Consider the following 26,090-nt stretch of genomic DNA (forward strand, 5'->3'; position numbering starts at 1 on the left):
TGCATTACCACACGTGCAACCCTAATAATTGGTATCTACTATGTTAATTCTTCGCGGTTCTTCTGCTCTTTCATCGTTTAAACAAGAAAAGTTATTAGCGCAATACGCTAATCTTGGTCTGCCAGTGCAGAATGTAAGCGCACAATACGTTCATTTTGCTGACGTTGAAGGTGAATTAGACGCTGAGGAATTAGGCGTTCTGGAACAATTACTTACTTACGGACCAAGCTCCGAAAAGTTAGACCTTGCTGGTCGTTTAGTTATTGTGACGCCTCGTCCGGGTACCATTTCCCCTTGGGCTTCAAAAGCAACAGATATTGCCAAAAATGCCGGCTTGACCAAAATAAAACGATTAGAGCGTGGTATTGCATTTTACGTATCGACGCAAAGCGAATTGGAAATAACGACATTAGCTTCACCATTATATGACCGTATGACGCAGTCTGTATTTAATGATTTGGAGAGCGCTAGTGTCCTGTTTGCTCAGACTGAAGCGAAACCTTTCACATCAGTTCCCATTCTAGAACAGGGTAAACAAGCCTTAATTGATGCCAATATCTCTTTAGGCTTAGCACTAGCGGAAGACGAAGTAGATTATTTGTTTGATAGCTTTACTCAATTGGGTCGCAACCCGAACGACATTGAGCTTTATATGTTCGCACAAGCAAATAGCGAACATTGTCGCCATAAAATCTTTAATGCAGATTGGACGATTGATGGCCAGAAGCAAGAAAAGTCATTATTTAAAATGATTAAAAACACTTATGAAGTGTCAACAGACTTTGTCCACTCAGCTTATAAAGACAACGCTGCTGTGATGGAAGGTTGGCATGCCGGTCGTTTTTATCCAAACGCGAACACCGGTGAATATAACTATCATCAACAAGATATCGATATTCTCATGAAGGTTGAAACGCATAACCACCCAACTGCGATTTCGCCATTTCCAGGCGCAGCGACTGGCTCGGGTGGTGAAATTCGTGATGAGGGCGCAACGGGGCGAGGTTCAAAACCAAAAGCAGGTTTGGTTGGTTTCTCTGTTTCAAACTTGAATTTGCCCGGTCTCTCACAACCTTGGGAAGTCGCTTACGGTAAACCTGAGCGGATAGTGACTGCTCTGGATATTATGCTCGAGGGGCCGCTAGGTGGTGCCGCTTTCAATAATGAATTTGGACGCCCAAATATTCTAGGTTATTTCCGCACATTCGAACAAACAGTTGATAGTTTTAATGGGAAAGAAGTACGTGGTTATCACAAGCCGATCATGCTCGCAGGCGGACTAGGTAATATTAAAAAGGACCACATCCAAAAAGGTGAAATAACGGTTGGCGCAAAACTTATCGCCTTAGGCGGCCCAGCAATGAATATTGGTTTGGGCGGCGGCGCAGCATCCTCAGTTGCATCTGGACAAAGTAACGCCGATTTAGACTTTGCATCTGTGCAACGTGAAAACCCTGAAATGGAAAGACGCTGTCAAGAAGTGATTGATAAATGCTGGCAACTAGGTGACGAGAATCCAATTCAATTCATCCATGACGTTGGTGCGGGTGGATTATCCAATGCATTCCCTGAACTCGTTAACGATGGTGAGCGCGGCGGTGTGTTCGAACTGCGTGAAGTACCAAATGATGAACCAGGTATGTCGCCATTAGAAATATGGTGCAATGAATCACAAGAACGTTATGTAATGTCTGTAGCGCCTGAAAACCTAGCAACATTCGAAGCGATTTGTAAGAGAGAGAGAGCACCATTTGCGGTTGTAGGTGAAGCGACAAGAGAGCAGCACTTGACTCTCAGTGATGCAAAGTTTGGCAACAAACCGATTGATATGCCGCTTGACGTGCTTTTAGGTAAGCCACCAAAAATGAGCAAAGATGTGGAGAGTTCTACAGCAAATGGCGACACTTTCGATACACAGAATATTGATTTAAGAGAAGCGATAGAGCGCGTGCTTCAACTACCAACGGTTGCTGATAAAACGTTTTTGATCACCATTGGTGACCGTTCTGTTACGGGTATGGTATCCAGAGACCAAATGGTTGGTCCATGGCAGGTTCCAGTGTCTGATGTCGCTGTCACAACGTCTGCATTCGATACCTACTCAGGCGAAGCGATGAGTATGGGGGAGCGCACACCGGTGGCATTGCTTAATCATGCTGCGTCGGCCAGACTCGCGGTTGCCGAGTCATTAACCAATATTGCAGGTACTGATATTGGTGATATGAAGCGAATTAAATTATCTGCTAACTGGATGTCCGCTTCAACTCACCCTGGTGAGGACGCTGGTTTATATGCTGCAGTGAAGGCGGTCGGTGAAGAGCTATGTCCAGAGCTTGGTTTGACTATTCCTGTTGGAAAAGATTCGATGTCGATGAAAACGGCATGGCAAGACAATGGTCAAGATAAGGCGGTTACGTCTCCATTATCGCTGGTCATTACCGCTTTCGGTGCAGTAAAAGACGTACGCAAAACGGTGACGCCAGAATTGCGAGAGACCGCTTCTGAGTCTAGCTTGTACCTCATTGATTTGGGTAATAAACAGAATCGTATGGGCGGTTCGTGTTTAGCTCAAGTTTACGGAAAATTAGGTAAAGACGTGCCAGACGTAGATGATCCTGCCAAACTAAAAGCCTATTTCTTATTCATGCAAGAGCTTGTGAGTAAGGGCTTAATTGCTGCTTATCATGACCGTTCTGATGGCGGGTTATTTGTGACGGCAGCTGAAATGGCCTTTGCGGGTAAAAAAGGGATTGAGTTAGATATTAGCGGTTTAGGTAACGATGCTGCGTCTATTTTATTTAACGAAGAGCTTGGCGGTGTAGTGCAGGTTCGAGAAACTGATTACGAAGCATTCCATTCAGTAGCCCAGCAGTTTGGTCTTGAGGGCTGTATTCACAAAGTCGGTGAAATAAACGATGTTGACAATATATGTGTCAGCAAAGATGGTGAGTTGTTAGTTAAAAACACGCGTACTGCTTACCGTCAATTGTGGGCAAGCACTACTCATGCAATGCAAAAGCTGCGTGATAATCCTGATTGTGCTGACCAAGAGCACGAAGCCAAAGGCGATTCTGAAGACCCAGGTTTACACAGCCTATTACATTTTGATATCAATCGAGATGTGAGCGCCCCCTATATCAACACAGGCGCTAAGCCTGAGGTCGCTATCTTGCGTGAGCAAGGTGTGAACTCCCATGTTGAAATGGCTGCGGCTTTTCACCGGGCAGGTTTTACGCCAATCGATGTGCATATGAGCGACATGTTAAATGGGCGCTCATTGGATAACTTTGCTGGCTTGGTTGCCTGTGGTGGCTTTAGTTATGGTGACGTCTTAGGAGCGGGAGAAGGTTGGGCGAAATCAATTTTGTTCAATCCAGAAGTGAAAGCAAGTTTCAAAGCTTTCTTTGAGCGAAATAATACTTTCTCGTTGGGTGTGTGTAACGGTTGCCAGATGCTATCCAATCTGAAATCACTCATTCCTGGTACAGAACATTGGCCACATTTCGTGACTAATCAGTCTGAACGATTTGAGGCACGCGTAGCGATGGTCGAAGTGGCTGATTCGCCTTCGGTTCTTTTATCAGGTATGCAAGGGTCAAGAATGCCCATTGCCGTCTCTCATGGCGAGGGTCGTGCTGAGTTTAAAGCTGACAATCAAATAGCCGCGCTGAAAAATGCCAGTCAAATAGCACTGCGCTATGTTAATAACTACGGCAGAGTGACCAGCGACTATCCGGCAAACCCAAATGGTTCCCCACAGGGCATTACAGGTTTAACGTCGGTTGATGGACGAAGTACGATCATGATGCCTCACCCTGAACGTGTGTTTAGGGCGGTTAGTAATTCCTGGCGACCAGATGACTGGAAAGAAGATAGCCCATGGATGCGCATGTTTAGAAACGCGCGTGTATTTGTTGGCTAAAACTAACCGCGGCGGTTTCGCTCGCGGTTAATCAGTTTTTGATTGGGATGTTTTTTCAGCAGCACATATACTGAAGCTAAGCCACCGTGATGTTTCTGTGCTGTGTGAAACGCTATTACCATGTCAATTTGACGCAGCCATTGGTTTACATAGCTCTTCATGAAACCAGGGAAGGGTTTACTTTTCAACCCGAGTCCATGTTGTAATAGTAGAGTGCGAACCCCTTTTTCATGACACTCTTTAATGGTTTTATAGAGTGCTATTCTGGCCTCGTCTAACTTCATATGAGTGATGTTTAGCGAGGTATCTATTTGGTATTTCCCTAGTCGCAAGTTTTTATATACGCCGTCCTGTACACCATCTTGTTTGTATTCAATAAAGTCATGAGGATCAATCGGTGTGACTTGCTCTACCGATAAACCATTGTCGTCTTTTTCGACTTCAGCGATCAATGCCTCACGCTTTAGCTTTTGAGCAAGTGTTTCCTGGCTTTTGTTATTCAGGGCAATTGTATTGCTACTTGCTAGTGGTTTTACATCACTCATTTCGTCGAAGAATGAAAGGTCATCAGGTACAGAATGTGACATAAGTGACTCCTTGGTTGCGACTAGCTTTAATGCCGATATACTCTAAATCGATTTGAGTATCTGTGGGTTATACGCCAGAATCTCAAGCTTAGTCCAGAATTTATTTACGGAAATTATCATGACCCTGCCACTTATCGCAATTCTTCGAGGTGTAACACCAGAGCGTATTTTATCTGTTGCAGACATTCTGTTATCAGAAGGGTTTCACATGCTTGAAGTCCCTTTGAATAGCCCTGACGCGTTGAACAGTATTCAGATGCTTGCCGATAAGTATTTGCAAGAGCCGAATCAAGCTGAGCCAAGTGAACAACTTTTGTTGCTAGGTGCTGGTACCGTAGCTACGCACAAGCAAGCTGAGGCTGTTGTAGATAGCGGGGCAAATCTTGTGGTATCACCGAATTTTAATAGTCAGGTGATCAACATTGCGAAGCAAGCTCAAGCCTATATGTGTTGCGGTGTATTCACCCCAACTGAAGCATTTAATGCGATAGAAGCTGGCGCAGACTGCTTAAAACTATTCCCTGCCAATGTACTTAAGCCTGGCGGCCTAAAGGCTTTACGTTCTGTATTGCCAGCTCAAACACAGTGTTTCCCGGTGGGAGGCATTGAGGCCACGGAGCAGTCAATGATGCCTTTCTATGAAGCCGGAGCCAATGGCTTTGGCGTAGGCTCAGCACTATTTCATCCCAGTATGAGTGATGATGATATTCGGCGAAAGGCGAGGGACTTTGCTAGTGTTTGGAGAGGTTTATCAAACTAGTTAGCCCATTGAGTTATTTTATTATAAATTAATTGGCCTTACCGCTTGACAATATGTCCGATGGTGTTAATTTATTGTTAAATAAACGTGGTGTTTGTGAAGATTTGGCTTTATTAGTCACTTAATCGGAGCAGCCAGCCCGTCTTATCTACACAACAATAAAGGAAGACACTGTGACTACAACTAAAAACTTTAAACTCTCCACTTTAGCTATAGCGCTTGCTGCGCTTGGCGGGGCGTCAGCATCTGGCTTTGCGTTGGCACAAGAGGAAGAGGCAAGCAATGACAATAATGTCGAGGTTATCGAGATAAAAGGAATTCGCTCGTCGTTGACTAAAGCACTTGCAGAAAAGAGAGCTTCTAGCAAACTTGTTGAAGTTATTCAATCAGATGATATTGGCAAGCTACCTGACCAAAATCTGGCTGAAGTATTAGAAAATGTCACAGGGATCCAGATCACCCGAACAGCGGGTGTAGGTACGGCGGTGCAAATTCGCGGTACAGATGAAAACCGAGTGGAAATTAATGGCGTTTCCACCGTTGGCTCAGGTTCGGGGCGCGGAGGCATCAGTTTTGAAGACTTGCCGGCAGCGCTCATTTCCTCAGTTGAAGTTACCAAAGCACCCGAAGCGAAAACTATAGAGGGATCGGTTGGTGGCACTATCAACTTACGCACTTTGAGGCCACTTGAATTAACCGACACCGTCTTTGCTGTGCGTGGCAAGGTGCAAAATAGTGACTTGGATGTTGACGATAATTATTCCCCAATACTCTCGGGTACTTTCGGCGATAATTGGTCAACTGATAATGGTGAGTTTGGTATTGTCATCAGCGCGAGTTATGCCGAACAAAACGTTTCCGCTTTTAGGCCGCGAGCTGACCGAGACGGTTTAGTCACAACAGATCAAAACTACGATGCCGATGGTCGAGCCGGTGAGTCAAGTGATCGCATCATTGGTAGTGCTGAAGATTTTGATTTTTTGAGGATCCAGTTCTTCAATCAGGACTACGATATTCTTGATTATGAAACCACGAACTTTTCTGCTTCTTTTGAATGGCAGCCAAACGACAAGCTGCGTCTGTATGTCGATGCCCTAGTGAATGATCAGCAACGTACACAAGAGAGCACAGAGATTCAATTTTCAGGTGTGTCAGACATTGACGTTGTAGATATTACGACAAACACCTCATTCGAGACTGTAAACTTCGGTTCTATTGATACGCCTAGCGGTATAATCAATATACCGTCGATTCAAGCCGTCACCTCCGGTGTTTTATTACCAGATGCTATTTTGGCAAGTGGGTTGAATCCGAATATCAGGACGACGACAAATACCGGCGCGAGACTTACCGACAGTTCGGTGATACGAATCGGTGGTGAATGGACCGATGACAAATATGTACTCAGTGCTGAATATGCAGTTTCGCAATCCGATACAGTCACACCAAACTTTGCAACTCGTTTGGATTTTATTAACCCTAACTCTGCACAGCCAGTATTAGGTGGAAGCGTGGATAATGGTACGCCTGTAGAGTTTGATCTACGAGGCGGCACCTTGCAATTTGGTATTGCGCAAGGCTTAGCAACATCTCCAACGACAGCGCAATTGCTTGACCCTGCAAATTATGCTTTGAGTCAGGCTCAGCAGGTACGCGACCTATCTGAAAATGAAGAAACTGCTTTTAGATCAGACTTTACCTATTTTCTTGATGGAGCAATTCCTTTCGTAAGCTCGATAGATGTTGGCTATCGCTACAATGAGTCTTCAACGCTTAATAACGATTTCAATAATTCTCGTGTAAACCTAACAAGCTCATCCTCTGAGTTTGACCGACCTAGAGCGAGTCTATTTTCAAACATAGTGGTGCCTGGCTCACCTAACTTTAACGCTGCAGACGGAAGACGTTTATTTGTACGAGATTTTCTGATTATTAATCCAGGATTATCCTATTCAGATCCAGATGCAGTTGCTCAAGCAATAAATAGCGCGATTATTTCGGCCTCAGACGATCCAAATAACCCAGGTGAAACCTTAGGTGCATTGGTGCAAGATGAGTCGGCTTTCTTTGACATATCAGAAGAAACCCATGCACTTTATGCCCAAGCAAACTTTGAAAGCGATATTCTGCGTGGTAGCGTGGGTTTGCGTTATGTCACTACTGAACTCACGTCCATAGGCTTGGTTGAAAACAATGGCTCGTTTGAACAGTTAGTTGAAACGGGTGACTACGACTTTGTACTTCCACGTTTAAACCTTGTCGCAGACATCAATTCAGATGTCGTGCTTAGAGCATCATTAGGTCGAGATATTAACCGCCCTGATTTCGATAATCTGTCGACTTCTACTCAGTTTACTGTCAATGCCAACGCGCCTGTAGTAGCGGGAAATCCCAATCTAGTGCCAGAAGATATTTGGTCTGTGGACTTAGCTGTTGAGTACTATTTTGCTCCATCAAGTGTGTTGAGTGCAGGCGTTTTCTATAAGAAGCGTAAAGACCTATTTATTCCATTTACTGAAGATCCTCCGGGTAACGTGGTCGACGGCGTCTTAAACATCGATATTACTGCGCCGTGTGAAGACGGCGGCATTTTTAACCCTGTCGCCGATAGAAACATCAACAACCCAAGCCCTGGTGAAGGTATTTGTGTTCCTTTCCAGTCAACCTTTAACGGCAATGGAGACACCACACAAAAAGGTATCGAGCTAGCATTTCAATACGACCTTGCGGGCTTCGAAGATGACCTTGGTTGGGCTTCTGGTTTTGGTGTAATCGCTAACTACACATATCAAGATGCTAGCAGTGGTGATGATTTCCGAAGCTTCAACAGTCGTGGTATCGCCATTTTAGAGGCTCTGGGTATTGCAGAGGAAGACGCTCAAGACCGTGTTGAGTTGCAGAACTTATCGAAAAACGCCTATAACTTTACATTGTTCTATGAAAAGTATGGCATATCAGCACGTGCTCGATATACCTGGCGCTCTGCCTACATTGCTACAGATGCCTTTCAATTTGGTTTACCACGCGTGAATGAAGCTCGTGGCCAACTTAACGCAAGTATTAACTATGATGTAAATGAGAACCTGAGCTTCGGTCTTGAGGGAATTAATATTACACAAAGTGATGCGGAACAATCATGTGTCAATGAAGGAGGTTTATTATGCTTCCAAGGTCTAACTGACCGCAGAATCCTTGTTGGTGCAAGCTATAGGTTCTAACTGGCTCTGTTACATATATTTATGAAGGCTGCTTGCAGCCTTTTTTTATGCCTATGGTTTTCATTAAAACCATCCTTTACACCAGTAGTTTCATCTATTGATTCATAGCACACTGAGCTCTCAAGCTTGAGATGGGAGGGTGAACATACATAGTATTTTGTTCATCACTTTATTGGACTTGGTGCTTCGAAACTAAGTCACTATAGATAACAAGGATGTAAAAATGAGAGAAATTAACGACGTTGAAATTGGTTTGATTAGTGGTGCTGGCGATGCAGCAGATGCGGCTCAAGGCGCTGTTGCTGGTGGGTCGTACGCAGCAGGCGCGATTGGTGTCGCTGTAGCTGTTGGCGCAACTGTGACAGCACCGGTCACCATTGGTGTTATCGCGGTTGCTGCTATTGCTGGTGCCGCTTATGAATTTTTCACAGATTAGAGGGAACTAAAAATGAAAGAATTAACGACATACGAGTTAGCGCAGGTATCTGGCGCAGGTGTTTCTGGTGGTGATGTAGCAGAAGCCGCTGGTGCCGGCGCTGCTGCTGGAGCCGGAACAGGGGCCGTTGTTGGCGCAGCGGTAGGCGGGCCAATTGGAGCTGGCTTTGGTGCTGTTGTCGGCGGCTTGGTTGGCGCTTTGGCATTTGGTGTAGATAGCATCGTGGATCAGATTCAAAACGATGGTGGGAGTGTTTCTTAACACTGCTAAAATTTATCGGCCTACACTGTAGGCCGATTCAATTAAAACTAATTCAAGGAAGAAAAGTGAAGAAAACATACATTTATATTGCGGTATTCTCATTTTATAATTTCGCTTTTGTCGCAGCCAATAACGCCTACATTGTGTTGAGCCTTTGTTTGTTGCTCGTCCCAAGCTATGTGTCAGCGCATGCTTACAAGTACTTCAAAGGAGCTAACATAGTGCTTGAAGCAGAGCGCTTGCCTATATTGAACGTTCTTAGTCGCCTGATTAATGACCGAAAGGTGAAAACACAGCAAAGTGATAGCTCATTGTTTGTCGTCATGACAATTAATGCAATGTCGCTTTCATGCGCGGTTTGTATTTTATTTGCGAGAGACAACTTATCTCTTTGGATGATTGGACTTGCTTGTTCAGCTTTTTCAGTCCTATTCGCTCTATTGATGAGGCGTCATTTTAGCTTGAAACTAACACATCAACGTAAAGTTAATGCTCGCTAGATCAATAAAATGTAAACACCCAACGGTCTTTTTCTCTGGCAGGGTAAGCATGACCAATCTTTTGTATTTTGGAGACCATATTGGCAGACAGGCTTTCAGCTAAAAAGATCTCTTTAGCACTGGCTTTCTGATACAAACGACTCTGAATAAACTCGGCTCTGCCATAAACGAGATCGTTGGTGGTAAAATGCTTGGCAACCGAAGCATTAGCTAATGCTAATGATAGTGATGTATGTCCCTTATTTCGGCTTTCTTCAATGTGTTTGGGAGAATGTGCGTTCATATCACTTAACTTTAGTAAGGCCAGTATACTTCCCTGATTTGCTGCTTGTGTTAGGTATTGATACTTGGATTTTTCAAACGCATCTCTGGCACTAATATATTCATCTCTTGGTAGCTCTTTTAGTTTCATATACTCCATATATTGCTTTGATGGGATACTTCCTATCACCTCCAACGCCGGTGTGAAGCCATCTTTCGAGAGTGTTATAAAGCGTGTTAGATGCTGTTCTCGCATCTCCTCAGGCACTCCTTGGCAAAAGTTGTAACGTTGAGTTAATCGCTCTGCTAAATCGGCTTCACCGGTTTCAATAGCGAATTCAACTTTCTCTTCGAGATCTGCTTTGCTCGATGGTGCCTTGTTACACCTTGATAAGTACGCGGCGATAACGAAGCCTGCTGCCTTATCTCCGTTCTGATAAGCCAATTGCAGTGCAGGTAATTTATCTGTAAGCAGGCCGTCTAGTTGCCAAAAAGGCCGGTTGAGCCAAACGAGCTCGGGAGGATTATGCGGCTTAGCATCACTTTGCTCTTTGACTGCCATGACCGGCTCATATTGATCTGACTCTGGAATGGTGACTAGATTCTCAAGCTCAGAGTTTGGGCTTGTCGAATGAGATTGTTGGCGAATGTTAGGCTCAAATTGTACAAGCCAAATCGCAATACTTGAGAATATAATAATTAGGCTCACTATTATGAGCATTGGCAAAATACTGTGAATATTGGCTTTGGTCATCCTTTTCACCCTTTTCCTTTGGTGCAGATGCATAATAACTAATATAGTTTGAATCACAAGTTGATTCAGTTGGTATTATTTTTCTGTTTGGCATTGTTTTTGTATGTACACTATAAGACTTGTTAAAAGAGACCTAGTATTAATGGATTCTATCGCTAAGAAACTAGTACATTTTTGTACTCAAAAACCGAAAATTGTGTATGTTGTTTTACTGCTATTAACACTCGGTTTTATGGCCCAAATTCCACGCATACAAATTGATACAGATCCAGAGAATATGCTGGATGCAGAGCATCCTGCTAGAGTATTTCATAATCAAGTTAAAACCACCTTTGCAATGTACGATGCTATCGTCGTTGGCGTCGTCGATAGTAGTGACCCAAATGGGGTATTCACCCAATCATCATTGACTGACATTTCTGTCATAACAGAGTCAATAATGTCAATAGATGGTGTAGTTTCTGCTGATTTAATGTCCATATCGACTGTCGATAATATTAGCCAAACATCGACTGGTACGATTCGTTTCGAATGGATGATGCCATCACCTCCTGCGAGCACAGCTGAAGCGCTTAAAATCCAAGAAAATCTTGCTCGCCTGCCGTTACTGCAAGACACATTGGCGTCGCAAAATGGCAAAGCTGCAGCGATATATGTACCAATACTCGATAAAAATGAAAGTTATAATATTGCTGAAAAAATTCGTAGTGAAATTTCGCAATTAAATGGCACCGCCGATTGGTATATAACCGGTTTGCCTGTGGCTGAAGATCAATTTGGCTTTGAGATGTTTATTCAAATGGGGATATCAGCACCGCTTGCAGGCTTAACGATTTTTATCCTACTGTTTTTATTCTTTCGCAATATTCCATTAATTATTGCACCTATGATTGTTGCGATGGCAACTGTTTTGATTACGATGGGTGCGTTGATTGGTTTAGGCTTTACCGTGCACATTATGTCGTCAATGATTGCGATATTCTTGATGCCTATCGCAGTGGTTGATTCTGTACATATTTTATCTGAATTCAGCGACCGTTATAAACCGGGTAAAAGTTTAAACGACACTATTGAAGAGGTAGTCGGGCATTTATTCACACCAATGTTATATACCTCTGTGACCTCATCGGTAGGCTTTTATTCATTGATGTTGACCCCAATCCCTCCAGTACAAATTTTCGGAGCATTTGTAGGCAGCGGGATATTACTTGCTTTCATTATTACTATCGTCTTCATGCCTGCGTACTTATCAAGGATGAATGAGACTTCACTCAATAAGTTACAAGAAGTTATGCATTCACAGCAAGGCGGTAGCAAAATAGCATCGTTTGCAAAATCTCTCGGCAGTTTTGCATTGAACAATCGGCTTGTCTTAGTGGCAAGCTTTGCCGTGGTATTCGCAGTCTCGATTTGGGGGATCAATCAAATACAGATTAATGACAATCCTGTCCGTTGGTTCAAGCAAAATCATGAAATTAGAGTGGCAGATAAAGTCCTAAACGAAAACTTTGCCGGGACTTACGACGCTTATATCGTGCTAAGTACCAGCGATACTTTACCGCCTGTCTCAGACATCATATTCAATGATTTACCTGAATCTCTATTGCCATGGGCCAAGGAAAGAGTCACAGCGTTTGGCGACCAAGCGCCAAGTGAGCAGTATCAGCAACTTATTATCGATAGCGAAGATAAGTTGTTTGCTGATGTCAGTGAGGAAGAAGATGCCTATCTTTCAGGGTTAATCACTATTTTAGAAAAAAACCTTAGTAGCTCGAAAACTTTTCAGTCACCAGAACAACTTGCTTATATCAGCTCTCTGCAAACACACATGCAAGAATCGGGTTTAGTGGGTAAATCGAACTCCTTGGCTGACGTAACAAAAGTCGTCAATCGTGAATTGCGTTCTGGCTCGGCAGAAGACTATCAAATCCCTAATTCATCGCAAGCTGTTGCACAAACGCTCTTGCAATATCAGTCTAGCCATCGTCCAAACGATTTATGGCACTTTGTCACTCCCGATTTTCAGCAAACGCTTGTTTGGCTGCAATTGACGTCGGGAGATAATCAAGACATGACGAAGGTTATCGACTTAGTAGACAACTACGTGGCGGATAATCCATTACCACAAAACATCGAATTAGGTTGGGCAGGCAAGGCTTATATAAACGTAGTTTGGCAAGATAACATGGTAGCTGGCATGCTTGATAGCTTGATTAGTGCCTTTGTTATTGTCTTTATTATGATGGTTATTTTGTTCCGTTCTTTCGTCTTTGGTGTGCTAGCAATGCTTCCACTCACTATCACTATCACCTTTATTTATGGGCTTATTGGCATCATTGGTAAAGATTATGATATGCCAATTGCGGTACTATCAGCGCTAACTTTGGGGCTGTCAGTCGACTTTGCAATCCACTTTTTAGAGCGAGCTCGTGAAACGTATAAGCAGACACAGAGTATTTCAGGCACTTTTTCAATTATGTTTGATGAGCCTGCAACGGCAATCACTCGCAACGCGCTAGTCATCGCCTTAGGTTTCACCCCTTTATTGTTTGCCCCGCTTGTTCCTTACATTACCGTGGGCGTATTTTTAGCCAGTATTATGGCGATATCAGCCTTAGTCACGCTATTGATATTGCCTTCAGTCATGACCATGGCAAAGAAAATAGTTTTTAAATAGTAGATTCGAGGAGAATATAAATGAAGCAGAAAACAAGTTTTGTTAGTTTTATTGGATTGTTGTTACTCGGTGCTACTAGCGTCAGCAATTCTTTCGCACAGGAGCTTGACATTGCAGCGATCGTGAAGGAATCTGAAAAGGCAGCTTATTACGCTGGCGATGATGGCCGTTCAGATGCTCGAATGATGATTGTAGATAAACAAGGTCGCAAACAAATGCGCCAGTTTACTATTTTGCGTAGAGACATAGCAGACAATGGCGATCAACAAATGATGGTATTTTTTTCCCGACCATCTGATGTAAAAGACACCGTGTTTCGCGTAGAGAAACGGGCAGATTTGAGTGTAGAAGACGACAGGTGGTTGTACTTGCCGGCGCTTGACTTGGTGAAACGAATTTCTTCTGGCGACAAGCGAACCTCGTTTGTTGGTTCTCACTTTTTTTATGAAGACGTGTCAGGGCGTGCAATTTCAGAGGATAACTTTGAGCTTAAGTCACAAAGTGAGGAACACTATATTTTGTTAGCACGGCCTAAGGCAGCCGATTCAGTGGAATTTGCGTATTACGAAGTGACCATTGATAAAGCAACGAAATTACCAATCTTAATTAATTTCTACGATAACAATGATCAAAACTATCGTCGGGTTGAAGCGGTAAAAATAGATACTATCCAAGGTCATCCAACAGTAGTGCGCTCAAAAGTCAGTGACTTGGTCGGTGGCGCTTATACTTTAATGGAATTTCGCAATATTCAGTACAACATTGGATTAGATGATGAGGTGTTTACTGAAAGAAGTTTGCGCACACCACCTCGGCAATGGCTAGACTGATATGATTCGACTCAAAGTGACTCATTCGAGTGAAAAAAGAAGGCCCAATATCAGGCTCCTTCCTAGTTTCGGTCTGATATTCGTGGCGATGAGTGCCAATGCCACAGCGCTGGAGGATAGATCTTACCAGCAGGATACGATGGCACAAGAAGACGAATGGGATATGGGTGAATGGGAAGTAGAAGAAGATAAACCCTATCAATTTACAGGCTTTGCTGAGCTTGCTGCGGGAAGGCGAGTATCAAGTGATAGTCTATTGGGGACTGACACAACTTTATCCGATGCTCGTGTCCAGTTTTCGTTTGACTACGACCTCAGTCAATCTCGTCTATCCATCACCACCGATGCCTATTATGATGGTGTTAAGGATGAATTTAGACTGCAGGTGAGGGAAGCAGCGTGGCAAGGTAACTTGTCTAGTCTTGGCGAGTGGGGAAAGCGCTTTGATCTCAAGCTTGGACAACAAGTACTGACTTGGGGGACCGGAGACTATGTGTTTCTCAATGACTTATTTGCTAAAGACTTTCAATCATTTTTTGCCGGTCGCGATGACGAATATTTAAAAGCACCATCACTCTCAGCGAAACTATCTGGTTTCTTCGACGCCTTCAATGTAGATTTTGTTGTCACACCAGAATTTACGCCAGATAATTTTATCAATGGTGATTATTTCTCGTTTTTTTCACCGCTTGCGGGTCAACAAGTTGCACCTGCTTTTGATGTCGAATCGGCGCTTCAACCCAGTTCACCTGAATACGCATTGCGCTTATACAAGAGCATCGATGCAACAGAGTTCGCGTTTTATGCCTATAAAGGCTTTCATAAGTCGCCAAATAGCTTCAACGACGCTTTTTTACCAAGCTTCTCAGCGTTAAATGTATATGGAGCGAGCGCAATAACGACCTTAGGGCCTGGTTTAGTGAATGCTGAGTTTGCTTATTATGATTCAAAGCATGATGCTGACGGCAGCAATCCACTGATACCTAACAGTCAGACTCGGTATTTATTGTCATATGAGCAAGAGCTAGTGACTAACTTGACTGGAAGCGTTCAGTGGTATGCAGAACGTACTCAAGACTACGATGAACAATTACAAAGCTCTCTAACCCCAGAGTTTGAGACAAGTCGCACGCGCATCTGGTTAACTCAACGACTGACTTACCGAGCGTTGCAGCAAACGCTAAGCATTAATGCCTTTCATTTCTATTCTACGTCTGATGATGATGGTTACTTTAAGCTGACAAGCGACTATAGCCCGGTGGATAGCTGGCGCCTGTCAGCAGGGTTAAATCTTTTTTACGGCGATAAAGCATATACCTTCTTTGGGCAGTTTGAAGATGCAAGTAATGCATTTATTCGTTTTAGATATTTTTACTAATAGGGCTAGTTGAAAGTTGTTTCCGATAGGCGTGGTCAGCTTTAACAATCCCACTTATATTGAGGAGTTTTTTATGTCTGCTGAAAGAGCATTGACTGCATTTGCAGGGTTCATGGTGTTGTTGTCTGTCGCACTCACCGTATGGGTGCACCCTAATTTCGTATGGTTCACAGTGTTTATTGGCGCCAACCTTTTTCAACAAAGTTTTACGGGCTTTTGTCCAGCAACCATCATATTGAAAAAAGTCTTTGGCTTTAAAAGCGAGAAAGAGCTCGCAAATATGTAAGACAGAGTTGACTGAGCCTTGTCAATTATGACATTGGCTCATTTAGTTCTTTCAATGCTAAAATTAAAATATTCAATTAAAACAGTTGGATAGCATATAAACTAACTTGGCACGTCTTTTGTTAACACTCTTGTAACAAATCAGTATTTTTAATACGAGTGACTACAAAAGGATATCACTATGGCTAAGGTTGTTGTGTTAGGTGCAGGAACAGGCGGCATGCCCGCAGCTTATGAAGCAAAAGAAATATTGGGTAAGGACCACGAAGTGCTGGTGGTCAACGAACGACCAGACTTTCGATTCGTCCCTTCAAATCCATGGGTTGCAGTTGGCTGGCGAGAGCCAGAAGCGATTACTATTCCCATTGAAAAATACCTGTCTAAAAAAAATATCGGCTTTAAATGTGCCAGAGTCACTGAAATTGATGCCCAAAATAGTCAGTTAAAAACGGCTGATGACGATATTGTTGATTATGATTATTTAATTATTGCCACGGGACCAAAGTTGGCGTTTGCAAATATTGAAGGTGCGGGTCCATCGGGGTTCACGCAGTCGATTTGCACATTAGAACATGCCAAGCAATGCTACCTTGATGTTCAAGCACTCATAAAAAATCCAGGTCCTGTCGTTGTCGGTGCGTTTCAAGGAGCCAGTTGTTTTGGCCCAGCTTACGAATATGCCTTTATTTTAGACAAGGCTTTGCGCGACGCAAAAATAAGGCACAAGGTCCCGATTCATTTTGTCACCAGCGAACCCTATATTGGTCACTTAGGTTTAGGCGGTGTAGGAGATTCGAAATCACTGCTTGAATCAGACTTACGCAGCAAAGATATTAAGTGGGTATGCAATGCTCAAGTGGATAAAGTAGATGACGGCTTGATGTATGTGTCGGAACTAAACCGAAAGGGCGAAACGGACTTTACTCATGAACTTGGCTTCCATCACGCTATGTTGATCCCTCCTTTTGCTGGTATTGATGCTGTTGCAAATGTAGAAGGGTTGTGCAACCCCAAAGGCTTTGTTATCACTGATGAATTCCAACGTAGCCCCAAATACCCGAATATATTCTCTGGCGGTGTGTGCGTAGCTATCCCGCCAGTGGAAACGACACCAGTGCCTACAGGAACGCCGAAAACAGGGTATATGATTGAAACGATGATGACAGCAATTGCGCACAATCTAAAAGCCATTATTATTGAAGATAAAGAACCTACGAGTAAAGGGACTTGGCACGCCATCTGTTTGGCTGATATGGGGGATACCGGTGCAGCTTTTGTCGCAATGCCGCAAATTCCTCCTAGAAACATTACTTGGTTCAAAAAGGGAAAGTGGGTCCATTTAGCAAAAATTGCGTTTGAGAAATACTTTATGCGTAAGATGAAAACGGGCACAAGTGAGCCTGTCTATGAAAAATACGTGCTAAAAGCCTTGGGTATTGAGCGACTTGAGTAGGGCAGACTGACTAGGTACGCTGGCTTCTTATGCCAGCGTAGCTTTTTTGACTTCAAGTGAGTCGAAGCGAATCTTCGCACTTAAATACGCTGAATGTGGTCGTAGACTACGCGTAAACTGCGCTGCAGTCCCAAGCGAGTAGGGTACCAACGCAATAGAGCATTATCATCAAGCCCTTGACTACAATCAAACTCAATGCTTTGTGCTAAGTCAATGAGTGGCTCGGCATTGATACTTTTCGACAGTGTTACTAGCTTCTGAGCAAGTGAAATAAGTTGCTGAGCGCTGCCATCACCGGTTGCTTCGTCACCGTACTTTATCAGTTGATCGATGTTATCAAATAAACGCAGTAGAGCATCAGTGAGTGACGTCCCTGCAGATTGAGTTGACCAATACGTCGTTAAATCAAACCATGTACTAGGTTTACTCGGTAATTCTGTGGCCTCAACATCGGGTCTGTTTAATTGTATAACATTGTCGGCTTTTGCATTGCCTGTTGATCCACTTGAACTGCTGGCAGATGCTTGCTCTAGCTGTTTTTGCGCCTGTGATAGCTTGGTCTGAAGTTCTTTTTGAGTCTGCTCAGCTTTTGCTACGCTTTCTTCGTACTCACTTGCACGTTTCTTTTGTGCTTCGAGCTCTTGACTCAATTGTTGGTGCTGACCTTCTTTTCTATCAATCTCACTTTGCAATGAATGCATCGTATCGTTTGCTTCAATCAACTTGCTTTGTAAATCTGCTTGGCTAGATTGACGCTCGGCGTTGTCATGAGAGCTTTGCTTTTCAAAGTTGGCAATAGTATCCAATTGCGCTTGAATTTGTTGCTTCAGCGCTTCAATTTCTTCGTTTGACTCTTGAACACTGGCTTCAAGCGTCTCGGCTTTGTTGTGTTCATTTGCGATCTCTTCAGCAAGTTTTTCATTCACTGCCGATAGCTCTTTTCTTTGGCTAGATGCTTCATTTTCAAGCTCTACGATTTGCGCTTTTAGCTTTTCAATAATAGAAGATTGTACGTCACCCTCAGACGCTCTCTGTTGCGATAGTTGCTGACCTTCTTCCAGTGATTGATTTGCTTTTTGTAGCGCTCGCTGAGTGCTGCTGAGTTCATCTTGAAGTTGTTCTCGCTCGCTCAGTAGAGCCTGTTGTTTTTCTTCAGATGATTTTGTTAATGTGTCTAGTTGAGCTCTCAACTCACTTAATGCGTTAGAGCTATCTTGATGCACTTCCAAATGACTTTGCTTTGCTTTTTCAATAATGTCACGCTGCTCAGAGACTTTTACGGTTAACTGACTAACCTCATCTTGGGTCTTCTCTTTTTCTCTTTTGAGGTTGAAGATCAGGTCTTCAAATTCATCCAGCTTTTCAGTTTTTGATTGCACATCGCTTTTCAGTGACGTCAATTCAGACGTCGCTTTCTCGAAGAGGGCTTCTTGCTCATTATGTGCATTTTGTAAACTTCTTAACTCTTGATCGCGTCGCTCTAGCTCATCACGTTGTTCAGCGCACTCAGTTTTCGTTGCTGATAATGCTTCAGAGGCTTCACCGTGCTGCTTTTCGAGTGAGGCAATACGTTGCGTAAAGGTATTGTGCTCTTTGTTCAAAGAGGCTTCACGAAGCTCAGCATCTTTCAATTGTAGAGCTAAGGTGTCGATTTCAGCTTGCAGCGCTTCTTTGCCACTAGATGAGTTTTCTTTTTCTAAAACTAATTGCTCTACGTTTTCGCGCAACATTTTGTTTTCGCTGTGTGCAATAGACAATTGCGAAGCGATATTATCTCGTTCAACAGAGAAAGAGCTTATTTGTTCTTGTAGCTTGCCGAGTTCACTCTGTTTGTCGTCGAGCGTAGATAATGCTTCTTTTAACTTGGCTTCACTTTCGATTAAGCTGTCGCTTTTTATTTGCAATTCAGTCATATCTGTCCATAGGAACAAGACTGAATCGAATTGGTTGTCTTTAAATATCGGGATCAGCTTGATCTGACATGGACGTTTTCTGTCATTGATTTCAAATGACCACGTAGCAGAAGCTGCACCGCCGTTTGTGCGAGCAGTTTGAAACATTGAAGCCAATTCCTCAGCTTTAGTATCACTATCATTGTACTTCTCTGCGTATGGGAACACACCGCGCAGCATGTCATCAGATGCAACATTGAAAAATTGGCAGGCAGGACGGTTTGCCTTAGTCATGCCTTCACTTGTAACAATTGCAGCAGGAGACTGACTGTTTTGTAACAGTGCTTCAAACTTCTCATATTGGAACTGTTCATCTGAGCGATTAATTATCCAGAATAAATACTCACCTTTACCATCATCAATAGGGTCGATGGTGATCTCACCCGGATATTCTTTACCATTTTTACCGACAAGTTTTACGTGAAAATCACGTAATAGCTTTTGTTCTTTAAGCTGCGTTGAGGCTAATTCTGCTTGTTTTGAATTACTAAATAGTTTGTAAAAATTGCCTTTCTTCAGTTCTTCTTCACTGTATTTGAGGCGTTTAATTAGGCTTTTGTTCGCACCAATAATTTGATGGTCTTTGTTTAACTTACCGATTCCGACAGGTGAAAGTTGCAAAATTTTGTTAATGTCGCCTTCAGCGCCCGCCAGAGCGGTTTTATATTCTTCAAGTTCACTGATTAAGTGTTCATAGCCTTGCAAGCTGTCAGAACTTGAGCTTGGCGCACACATAGTGATAAGACGGACTTCTTCCTTTCCAGAAAGGAGCATTTCGCCAACCGACAAGGTGATAGGTGAGTTACCCTTTATGACTTTCGTATTGATGGTGATAGGTGCGCCATCTTCTTTACTAAACAGCTTCGAGCTGTAGGTGAACTCTAAATATTCATCTATGTTTTTGCCAATAACATCGTTATTTTCTTTGAACAGGTTTTTGACCATTGTATTGGCAAATACGATTTTGCCGTGAGTATCAACATAGACAGCGCCCGTGTTCTTCTCACGCATGGCTTGGTGCAGTGCTTTTCGCTCTTTTTCCATACTGACACGTTTAAGCGCTGCAAAATAAAACTGGATAACTGGAGTGATTAACAAGACGGTAATAACGAACAATAGTGCGTAGATTAACGCAGAAACGGTGCTTGCGCTTTGCTCTTGAACAAAGCCGCTGAACGCATATGCAGAGGAATCAGGAACAAGAACGAGTGCTAAAATACACAGCGAAAGCAATTTTTGTGAGGTGAAAAAACGTAAGTCCATTTGTAATATCCTAAGCTTCTGCATGGTCTAGATAAACGATAATCGGCATGATGGCTTCCTCTACTGACCAGAGTTAAGTTTGTTTATGAGATCCGCAGGTAAGCTCAAACTAAAGGTTTGTGCAGAATTAAATTGATTGAAAACATCATCAATTTTCAATTCAATTGTATATTCACCAGCATCAAGGATCTCATCATCAAAAGTAAAGCTGTAAAGGTTTACTTCTTGTGCAGCAATTGAATCGCGCTCAATGGTGTCACCATCCGGGCCAACTAATCGCAAAGAGATGAAGCCATTAGGACGGAAGTTGAATTTTGTCACCATTTCAAATGAGCTAACACATATTTGTGTTGCTGAACGATGTTGGTCACAGAGCACAGGGAGTGTTTCAAATTTCTCTATTGCAAGAGGGCCTGATACACCGCTTGAACTGTTTTCGTCTTCAGCTTCTAGTTCAGTAATTTTCGCTAGGAGTCCAATCTTTTCTTGATTGAGTGTCGCTAACTCGGATTCTAGTTGTGATTTCGCTGCTGCAAGTTCTTGGCTTTGCTGAAGTCTTTCTTCAGTATCGGCAAGTTTACGCTCGAGCGATTTGATACTCGATGACAGTTTGCGGTTTTCATTGTTCTTGTCGGCTAGGTCGGATTGAACCTTGGCTAGCTTCTCATCTTCTGTATCACCGCTATTGCTAGCGCTAATGAGTTGTTGTTTCTCTTCTTCTAGTGCCTGCTTTTCTTCTTCTAGTGTGAGCATTTGAGCTTGAAGCGTGTCTACGCTTTCTTTCGCGCTTTGCAACTCACTTTGCAGCTGGGCTTGTAATTCACTGCTATCGTCTTGTGATGATGATCTTAATGTTTCAAGTTGGCTTTGCAATCTAGAGATATTTCGTTCTGTTTGATTCAGTGAGGCAGAGCAAGCACTGTAGTCGTCACGGGCAATATTAAGGTCTTGTTTAAGACTTGATAGGGCATTTTCATTTGAATCAGTATCGCATTGTAATTGTTCTTGGGCACGCGGTGTTTCGCTTGCAACGTCGACCGTAGCTGCGTTCGTGCTTTGGTCTTGATGACTAAGGTTCTTGCTCATCATGAAGAAAAAATAAAGCGCAAGAGCTGTTAAAAAAGCAACTATTCCGATCGTGTATTTCAATGCGTTTTTTATCATATTATCCATAGACTGACTCATTCCAACAAATACATGCGTTGGTCAAAAAATTGTATCGCTGGGATGCTTTGCAAACCAGAAAATTAGGATTGACCAGGAGTTTTAGGTCAATCCTAATAGGAAGTAGAAGCCCACAACAAGTGGGCTGGCTTTCATTCACTAACTTAGAATACGTAGTTGATTGCAAATCTAGCGAGTGAAGCGTCTCTAGCTTCAACCAAGTCATCTGTGTACTGGCTGAATTCTAATTTCACTGCAAAGTTTGCTGCGTAGTCATAGCGAATCGTTGCCGTGGCAACTTGATAGTTTTGAGCAAATTGTGCATTAATACCTAATACAGCCGGTGTTAACGCCGCCTCTAAAGGCTGACCTAAGGCTGCTAGCTCTTCAACACCCTTCACTTCATCCCCTTCAAACACAGAGTATGTTAATGAAGGCGTCCACTTACCTGCTCTGAAACCAGCGGTAACGAACATAGCTTCATCAGTTGGCGTGTAAGAATCAGCAATCTCGATGTTGGTATACTCACCAGATAAGAACCAGTTGAAGCGGTCAATGTTGAAACCGACACCAACAAAGTTTGCTGTATCTTCATCAATTGCAAGGAAGTCAGCAAAACCAGCGTTGGCTTGACCAATTTGTCCTACAACTGCATCTAATTGTGCTTGTGAGAAGGTTGCTTCAGTACCACCATATACAGCACGAACACTGAACCAGTCATTAGACAATTCAGCATTAACCATATAAGTATTGTCGCCAGTGATAACACCGCCAGATACTTCATTCTCGAATGCACCGACCGCGCCACCTAACTTGATTTCCCAATCTCCAACGAAGTCAGAATAATCTAAACGGAATCCGTCGATGTTGTTAAATGGTACATCATAAACTGCTTGAGGTACTGATACCCAATGGTGTGAGTAACCAATATCCAAAGAGTCAGAGTATTTGAATAGCGGTAGACGGAATCGACCTGCTGAGAATGTTGCTCTGTTAGTCATTCTGTATGATACATAAGCCCATTCAAAGTTTGGAGAATAGTCGTCTGCTCCACGTGCTAGAATTTGAACCGTTGCTGACATTCTTTCGTTAATGCTGCCACTTGCCTGAAGAGCAAAAAGGCTTTCTTCACTAAAATTAAATGTGTCGTCGTATCCGTAAAGTGATTCTTCACTCCCGGTAACACCACCCACTAAATTGGCAAAACCGTTTATGCGGATGTCAGCGTGTGCTGGAAGGGCAACTGCTGTACTCAGCATTGCTACTATTAATGATTTTTTCATGACAATCTCCTTAGTCTATTTTCACGACTTTCACGTCACTGTTGACAGAAGACGTATCGATGAAGCCAATTGCGTTTTTGTTTTGTAGAATTAATTCGATCATTTCTTGATCTGAGCTCACAGTCTTTGGCATGGTGCCTCGACCTGTAAATACGAGCTTTGACCAGTCGGCGTCAACAGCAGCGGTTCTGCGCTGCAGAACTGCTTCGTCAAATTCCACACGTAGCGCGGAGTCTGGAGAATGGGTTAATACTGTAGCGACTTCACCGTTCGAGAAGGCAGTTTCTTTGCCTAGAAAAATGCGTTTCACTAATTGATAGTCAATTTCAGATGTGTTTTCAGGGTGCACGACTACTGCGTAGCCTGCGAAAACTTGAGAACTGAATAAGGCACCAAATATGAAAGTGCCAATAATACGCTTCATGTTGTCTATTTCCTTGAGTTGAGTGTAATTACTTGCAACCTGTCACAATCACATCTGTCTTTCCGTGAATGTCACTGCGGGTGCATTTAGTTATTAATATCGCCACCTTTTCCGTATCGTTAGAAATACCTATTTAACGACTTGTCTGATGCCTTCAATAGCTAAGGCCGAAGAGACTAAAGGCCACTGAAATAAAAGTAAACGAAGATAGGGTATGAATAAGTAGTAGGGGGGTATGAAAATGACTAATTATAGGAAGTACTTTATACGCGTTTTTGAACTGATTATTGCTGACCAATATTACATAACTCTGACCTGTAACAAAGACTTAGGGGTGGGTGTATACTCAGCAAAATGGCGGTGTATGCAGAAAGCAAGCTTCACTGATAAGTAAACGATCACTTTGGTTGTAAGGATATTTAGCGATTCGGTAGCACGCTAACTCAAACATTTACTTCCAGCTCCTTTTTTAGAGAGCTATTCCCAAAATCCATATGGTGCCACCGACTTTGAAGGCATCAGAACATATCTGCTACAGCTCCGCTTTTTCTTTCACCATTTCTTCATATAAATTATTATATTTCGGATAATGTTCAATTATGTATTTATCTAAAGAATTTATTTCGAGTTTTATTTGCGCATCAGATACCTTATCAAATACTAATTTAATAAGTGACTCTTCGCTTTGACCATAAAAATTAAGTTCATCGAATCTCGCCCTCGCTAATAAACCAATACCTGATTCGTTGCGAACAGACGCTTGGGCTAAGATTAATAGCTTTGCAGCCTCTTTGACTTGTTGTGGTCTTTTTCCCTCAGGCCAGTCTTCACCTCTTGGAAAAGGCTGTCCTCTGGTGTATGAAGGAATAAAAAATCTTATCGTTCTTTCTAAATTGACTATAGCCTCCAACAAATTGAGAGATGCTACAGCATCAAAATTTAAGTCAGCACTTGAGTCCAATATAGGGTGGTTTTCCAATTCGCTAAATAATTTTTGGCTCATATAATCAGGGTTATTTTGAAGAACGTATTTTACGTCCTCAATTGAAGGGAATCCGTTATTCTTTAAACTTTTAAATTCTCTTTCAGTACTAAACTCCAAAGCACCAAAAAGCAGTTGGTTAAAAAGAGTGTATTTTTCCTTAGTGGGAAAATCATATTCAGCGATAAGACTATTGAAGTTGGTCGGTTTATAGTCAGGTTTTGTAGCTACTTCGTCAACGTTTAAGGTGGTCTTATTCGCCCTTTGTTCGACTTCTAACGGATTCTGAATTACTTGACTCGGCTTCGATGTGTCTAATCCTTCATCCAGGGGTTTGTCATCATTCGAAAAAATGTAAACACTAAGTCCCAAGGTCATTGTTATACACAATATTATAATATATTTCATCTGATACCCCTGGGATTATCCAGAACACTGCGTCTCTTCGATTTCCCTGCACATGTTTGCATAGTCAAATGCTACATGATTACCTGTTGCATACGCGTGCTTAGATTGCTTTAAGTTGTAAAGCTCTCGCTTTCATTGCGTGCTCAACATCTATTTGAGTTGGTGGGTTACATCCGTTTTTCTCGACGTTTAGAGTTGCCGCCATTAGCGCGAACTGCAAAGTGTATTCAAGAGCCTCATCTGACCAAGGTTGTTTTATTTGTCCTTGCCGTAACAACTGAGCGAGAAACGCTGAGAAGAAAGTATCTCCAGCACCTACTGCATCGACGAAAGGTGTCGGGGAAAAAACGGGTTTGGTGACTTCAAACTTGTTGGTGATTAAAGTGGCACCGTGTTCGCCAAGGGTCAACAAAACCATACTGGCATTTGTTTGTGCAAGTAGGTCTCTTGCACCATCAAGCGGCGCTACTGTTGAGCCGAGCGCAAGTAAATCTTCATCACTTACTTTTATAATATCAGCGTAGTTCGCTAATGATGTTACCGCTTTTACGTAGCTTTCGTTATCGGCCTCTACACCTTTTCGCATGTTAATGTCGATACTGACGCAGACATCACGCTGTTTTAATACTGTAAAGCAAGGCTCTAATACGTCTACCATACTCGGCACAAGTGCTAACGAACCAGTATGAAACAATTCGATATCTTCAGGGATGACCGATTGCAAAGTAGCTGCATCAATGTCTAAATCGGCAATGTGTTTACGATAAAGGCAATAGTCAGGCTGACCGTGCTCGTCTTTGTATACTAACGCTAAGGAAGTAGGTAAATCTGAACGGTTATTCTCAGGAAGCGTAATGCCTTCTTTGCTGGCAAACTGCTTTAAACGTGTACCGTAAATATCGTTTGAAATAGGCGATAAGTAGCTGATATCTATGTTTTGGCGTGCAAAGCTTTGCGCTACGTTAAAAGGGGAGCCACCAATATGAGAATGCAGAATGCCTTCAGTTTGTTCTATGAGGTCAAATAGAGCTTCACCAAATACTGCAGCTTTCGGTTTGTTTGTGTGTTCAGTCATTTACTTCATCTCTAGCAGATGCTCTGCTGTATATTTATTGGTAATTATGCCACAGTCGAGCAATTCACGTTTTTTGTTATAGACCCAGCCAATAAGTTCGCCTACTGCGCCTAGTTTAACGAGTTCTTTTGCGTCATCTACATTTACATCAATAAAGTCGTCGTTGATTGGAGGGGAGTTTACACCGATATTACCCAAACCGACAAATATAACATCG

The 26,090-nt window shown here is 42.8% G+C and carries 19 protein-coding genes and 1 pseudogene; 11 read left to right on the forward strand and 9 right to left on the reverse strand.

The window, feature by feature from the left end; genetic code table 11:
- Positions 1–40 precede the first annotated feature (40 nt).
- Positions 41–3,922, forward strand: coding sequence for a phosphoribosylformylglycinamidine synthase (gene purL / locus RM556_RS07420; RefSeq protein WP_311374298.1), 3,882 nt, complete (start codon positions 41–43; stop codon positions 3,920–3,922).
- 2 nt (positions 3,923–3,924) lie between these two features.
- Here purL and smrA read toward each other — a convergent pair whose 3' ends face one another.
- Positions 3,925–4,509, reverse strand: coding sequence for a DNA endonuclease SmrA (smrA, locus tag RM556_RS07425; protein ID WP_311361536.1), 585 nt, complete (start codon positions 4,507–4,509; stop codon positions 3,925–3,927).
- Positions 4,510–4,627: 118 nt separating this feature from the next.
- Between smrA and RM556_RS07430 the strand changes: the two genes are divergently transcribed.
- The 5 genes from RM556_RS07430 (at position 4,628) to RM556_RS07450 (ending at position 9,684) form a co-directional block, all read left to right on the forward strand.
- On the forward strand, positions 4,628–5,269 hold the full coding sequence (locus tag RM556_RS07430) for a 2-dehydro-3-deoxy-6-phosphogalactonate aldolase (protein ID WP_311361537.1): 642 nt from the start codon (positions 4,628–4,630) through the stop codon (positions 5,267–5,269).
- A 173-nt stretch (positions 5,270–5,442) separates the two neighbouring features.
- Positions 5,443–8,487 carry a TonB-dependent receptor gene (locus RM556_RS07435; protein WP_311374299.1) on the forward strand — a complete coding sequence of 1,015 codons (3,045 nt, stop codon included), beginning with the start codon at positions 5,443–5,445 and terminating at the stop codon, positions 8,485–8,487.
- Between the two features lie 223 nt (positions 8,488–8,710).
- On the forward strand, positions 8,711–8,923 hold the full coding sequence (locus RM556_RS07440) for a hypothetical protein (RefSeq protein ID WP_311361539.1): 213 nt from the start codon (positions 8,711–8,713) through the stop codon (positions 8,921–8,923).
- A gap of 12 nt (positions 8,924–8,935) precedes the next feature.
- A complete protein-coding gene (locus tag RM556_RS07445; protein ID WP_311361540.1) occupies positions 8,936–9,184 on the forward strand; it encodes a hypothetical protein in 249 nt (82 codons plus the stop codon).
- Between the two features lie 65 nt (positions 9,185–9,249).
- On the forward strand, positions 9,250–9,684 hold the full coding sequence (locus RM556_RS07450) for a hypothetical protein (protein WP_311361541.1): 435 nt from the start codon (positions 9,250–9,252) through the stop codon (positions 9,682–9,684).
- Between the two features lies 1 nt (position 9,685).
- Here RM556_RS07450 and RM556_RS07455 read toward each other — a convergent pair whose 3' ends face one another.
- The gene (locus RM556_RS07455) at positions 9,686–10,699 is read right to left on the reverse strand and encodes a hypothetical protein (protein WP_311374300.1); all 1,014 of its coding nucleotides are present in this window, start codon (positions 10,697–10,699) and stop codon (positions 9,686–9,688) included.
- Between the two features lie 142 nt (positions 10,700–10,841).
- On the opposite strand from RM556_RS07455, the gene RM556_RS07460 reads away from it, so the two are divergent.
- From RM556_RS07460 to RM556_RS07480, 5 genes are all read left to right on the forward strand, one after another.
- Positions 10,842–13,376: an MMPL family transporter gene (locus RM556_RS07460; RefSeq protein ID WP_311374301.1), complete on the forward strand. Its 2,535-nt coding sequence runs from the start codon at positions 10,842–10,844 to the stop codon at positions 13,374–13,376.
- Positions 13,377–13,396: 20 nt separating this feature from the next.
- Positions 13,397–14,206, forward strand: coding sequence for an outer membrane lipoprotein-sorting protein (locus RM556_RS07465; protein ID WP_311361544.1), 810 nt, complete (start codon positions 13,397–13,399; stop codon positions 14,204–14,206).
- A gap of 1 nt (position 14,207) precedes the next feature.
- Positions 14,208–15,584, forward strand: a complete 1,377-nt coding sequence (locus RM556_RS07470) for a DUF1302 family protein (protein WP_311361545.1) — start codon at positions 14,208–14,210, stop codon at positions 15,582–15,584.
- Positions 15,585–15,657: 73 nt separating this feature from the next.
- Positions 15,658–15,870, forward strand: a complete 213-nt coding sequence (locus tag RM556_RS07475; protein ID WP_311361546.1) for a DUF2892 domain-containing protein — start codon at positions 15,658–15,660, stop codon at positions 15,868–15,870.
- Positions 15,871–16,050: 180 nt separating this feature from the next.
- Positions 16,051–17,322 carry an FAD-dependent oxidoreductase gene (locus tag RM556_RS07480; protein WP_311374302.1) on the forward strand — a complete coding sequence of 424 codons (1,272 nt, stop codon included), beginning with the start codon at positions 16,051–16,053 and terminating at the stop codon, positions 17,320–17,322.
- An 80-nt stretch (positions 17,323–17,402) separates the two neighbouring features.
- On the opposite strand, the gene RM556_RS07485 is transcribed toward RM556_RS07480, so the two are convergent.
- From RM556_RS07485 to RM556_RS07515, 7 genes and pseudogenes are all read right to left on the reverse strand, one after another.
- Positions 17,403–20,537, reverse strand: a complete 3,135-nt coding sequence (locus RM556_RS07485; protein ID WP_311374303.1) for a PAS domain-containing protein — start codon at positions 20,535–20,537, stop codon at positions 17,403–17,405.
- 60 nt (positions 20,538–20,597) lie between these two features.
- Positions 20,598–21,710, reverse strand: a complete 1,113-nt coding sequence (locus RM556_RS07490; RefSeq protein WP_311361549.1) for a hypothetical protein — start codon at positions 21,708–21,710, stop codon at positions 20,598–20,600.
- Positions 21,711–21,865: 155 nt separating this feature from the next.
- Positions 21,866–22,984, reverse strand: coding sequence for a topoisomerase IV (locus RM556_RS07495; RefSeq protein WP_311374304.1), 1,119 nt, complete (start codon positions 22,982–22,984; stop codon positions 21,866–21,868).
- Between the two features lie 10 nt (positions 22,985–22,994).
- Positions 22,995–23,408: a phosphate ABC transporter substrate-binding protein gene (locus RM556_RS07500; protein ID WP_311374305.1), complete on the reverse strand. Its 414-nt coding sequence runs from the start codon at positions 23,406–23,408 to the stop codon at positions 22,995–22,997.
- A gap of 532 nt (positions 23,409–23,940) precedes the next feature.
- The gene (locus RM556_RS07505; protein ID WP_311374306.1) at positions 23,941–24,798 is read right to left on the reverse strand and encodes a hypothetical protein; all 858 of its coding nucleotides are present in this window, start codon (positions 24,796–24,798) and stop codon (positions 23,941–23,943) included.
- A 100-nt stretch (positions 24,799–24,898) separates the two neighbouring features.
- Positions 24,899–25,873, reverse strand: a complete 975-nt coding sequence (locus RM556_RS07510; protein ID WP_311374307.1) for a PfkB family carbohydrate kinase — start codon at positions 25,871–25,873, stop codon at positions 24,899–24,901.
- Positions 25,874–26,089: pseudogene (locus RM556_RS07515) on the reverse strand (hypothetical protein); the annotation flags it as partial.
- Position 26,090 lies beyond the last annotated feature (1 nt).

Source organism: Alteromonas sp. W364 (assembly GCF_031846205.1).
Taxonomy (GTDB): domain Bacteria; phylum Pseudomonadota; class Gammaproteobacteria; order Enterobacterales; family Alteromonadaceae; genus Glaciecola; species Glaciecola blandensis.

Excerpts from the sequence above, each read along its gene's own strand:
- purL (WP_311374298.1), top strand. The coding sequence starts at position 41 with ATGTTAATTCTTCGCGGTTCTTCTGCTCTTTCATCGTTTAAACAAGAA.
- smrA (WP_311361536.1), bottom strand. The coding sequence starts at position 4,509 with ATGTCACATTCTGTACCTGATGACCTTTCATTCTTCGACGAAATGAGT.
- RM556_RS07430 (WP_311361537.1), top strand. The coding sequence starts at position 4,628 with ATGACCCTGCCACTTATCGCAATTCTTCGAGGTGTAACACCAGAGCGT.
- RM556_RS07440 (WP_311361539.1), top strand. The coding sequence starts at position 8,711 with ATGAGAGAAATTAACGACGTTGAAATTGGTTTGATTAGTGGTGCTGGC.
- RM556_RS07445 (WP_311361540.1), top strand. The coding sequence starts at position 8,936 with ATGAAAGAATTAACGACATACGAGTTAGCGCAGGTATCTGGCGCAGGT.
- RM556_RS07455 (WP_311374300.1), bottom strand. The coding sequence starts at position 10,699 with ATGACCAAAGCCAATATTCACAGTATTTTGCCAATGCTCATAATAGTG.
- RM556_RS07460 (WP_311374301.1), top strand. The coding sequence starts at position 10,842 with ATGGATTCTATCGCTAAGAAACTAGTACATTTTTGTACTCAAAAACCG.
- RM556_RS07465 (WP_311361544.1), top strand. The coding sequence starts at position 13,397 with ATGAAGCAGAAAACAAGTTTTGTTAGTTTTATTGGATTGTTGTTACTC.
- RM556_RS07470 (WP_311361545.1), top strand. The coding sequence starts at position 14,208 with ATGATTCGACTCAAAGTGACTCATTCGAGTGAAAAAAGAAGGCCCAAT.
- RM556_RS07475 (WP_311361546.1), top strand. The coding sequence starts at position 15,658 with ATGTCTGCTGAAAGAGCATTGACTGCATTTGCAGGGTTCATGGTGTTG.
- RM556_RS07480 (WP_311374302.1), top strand. The coding sequence starts at position 16,051 with ATGGCTAAGGTTGTTGTGTTAGGTGCAGGAACAGGCGGCATGCCCGCA.
- RM556_RS07485 (WP_311374303.1), bottom strand. The coding sequence starts at position 20,537 with ATGGACTTACGTTTTTTCACCTCACAAAAATTGCTTTCGCTGTGTATT.
- RM556_RS07490 (WP_311361549.1), bottom strand. The coding sequence starts at position 21,710 with ATGGATAATATGATAAAAAACGCATTGAAATACACGATCGGAATAGTT.
- RM556_RS07495 (WP_311374304.1), bottom strand. The coding sequence starts at position 22,984 with ATGAAAAAATCATTAATAGTAGCAATGCTGAGTACAGCAGTTGCCCTT.
- RM556_RS07500 (WP_311374305.1), bottom strand. The coding sequence starts at position 23,408 with ATGAAGCGTATTATTGGCACTTTCATATTTGGTGCCTTATTCAGTTCT.
- RM556_RS07505 (WP_311374306.1), bottom strand. The coding sequence starts at position 24,798 with ATGAAATATATTATAATATTGTGTATAACAATGACCTTGGGACTTAGT.
- RM556_RS07510 (WP_311374307.1), bottom strand. The coding sequence starts at position 25,873 with ATGACTGAACACACAAACAAACCGAAAGCTGCAGTATTTGGTGAAGCT.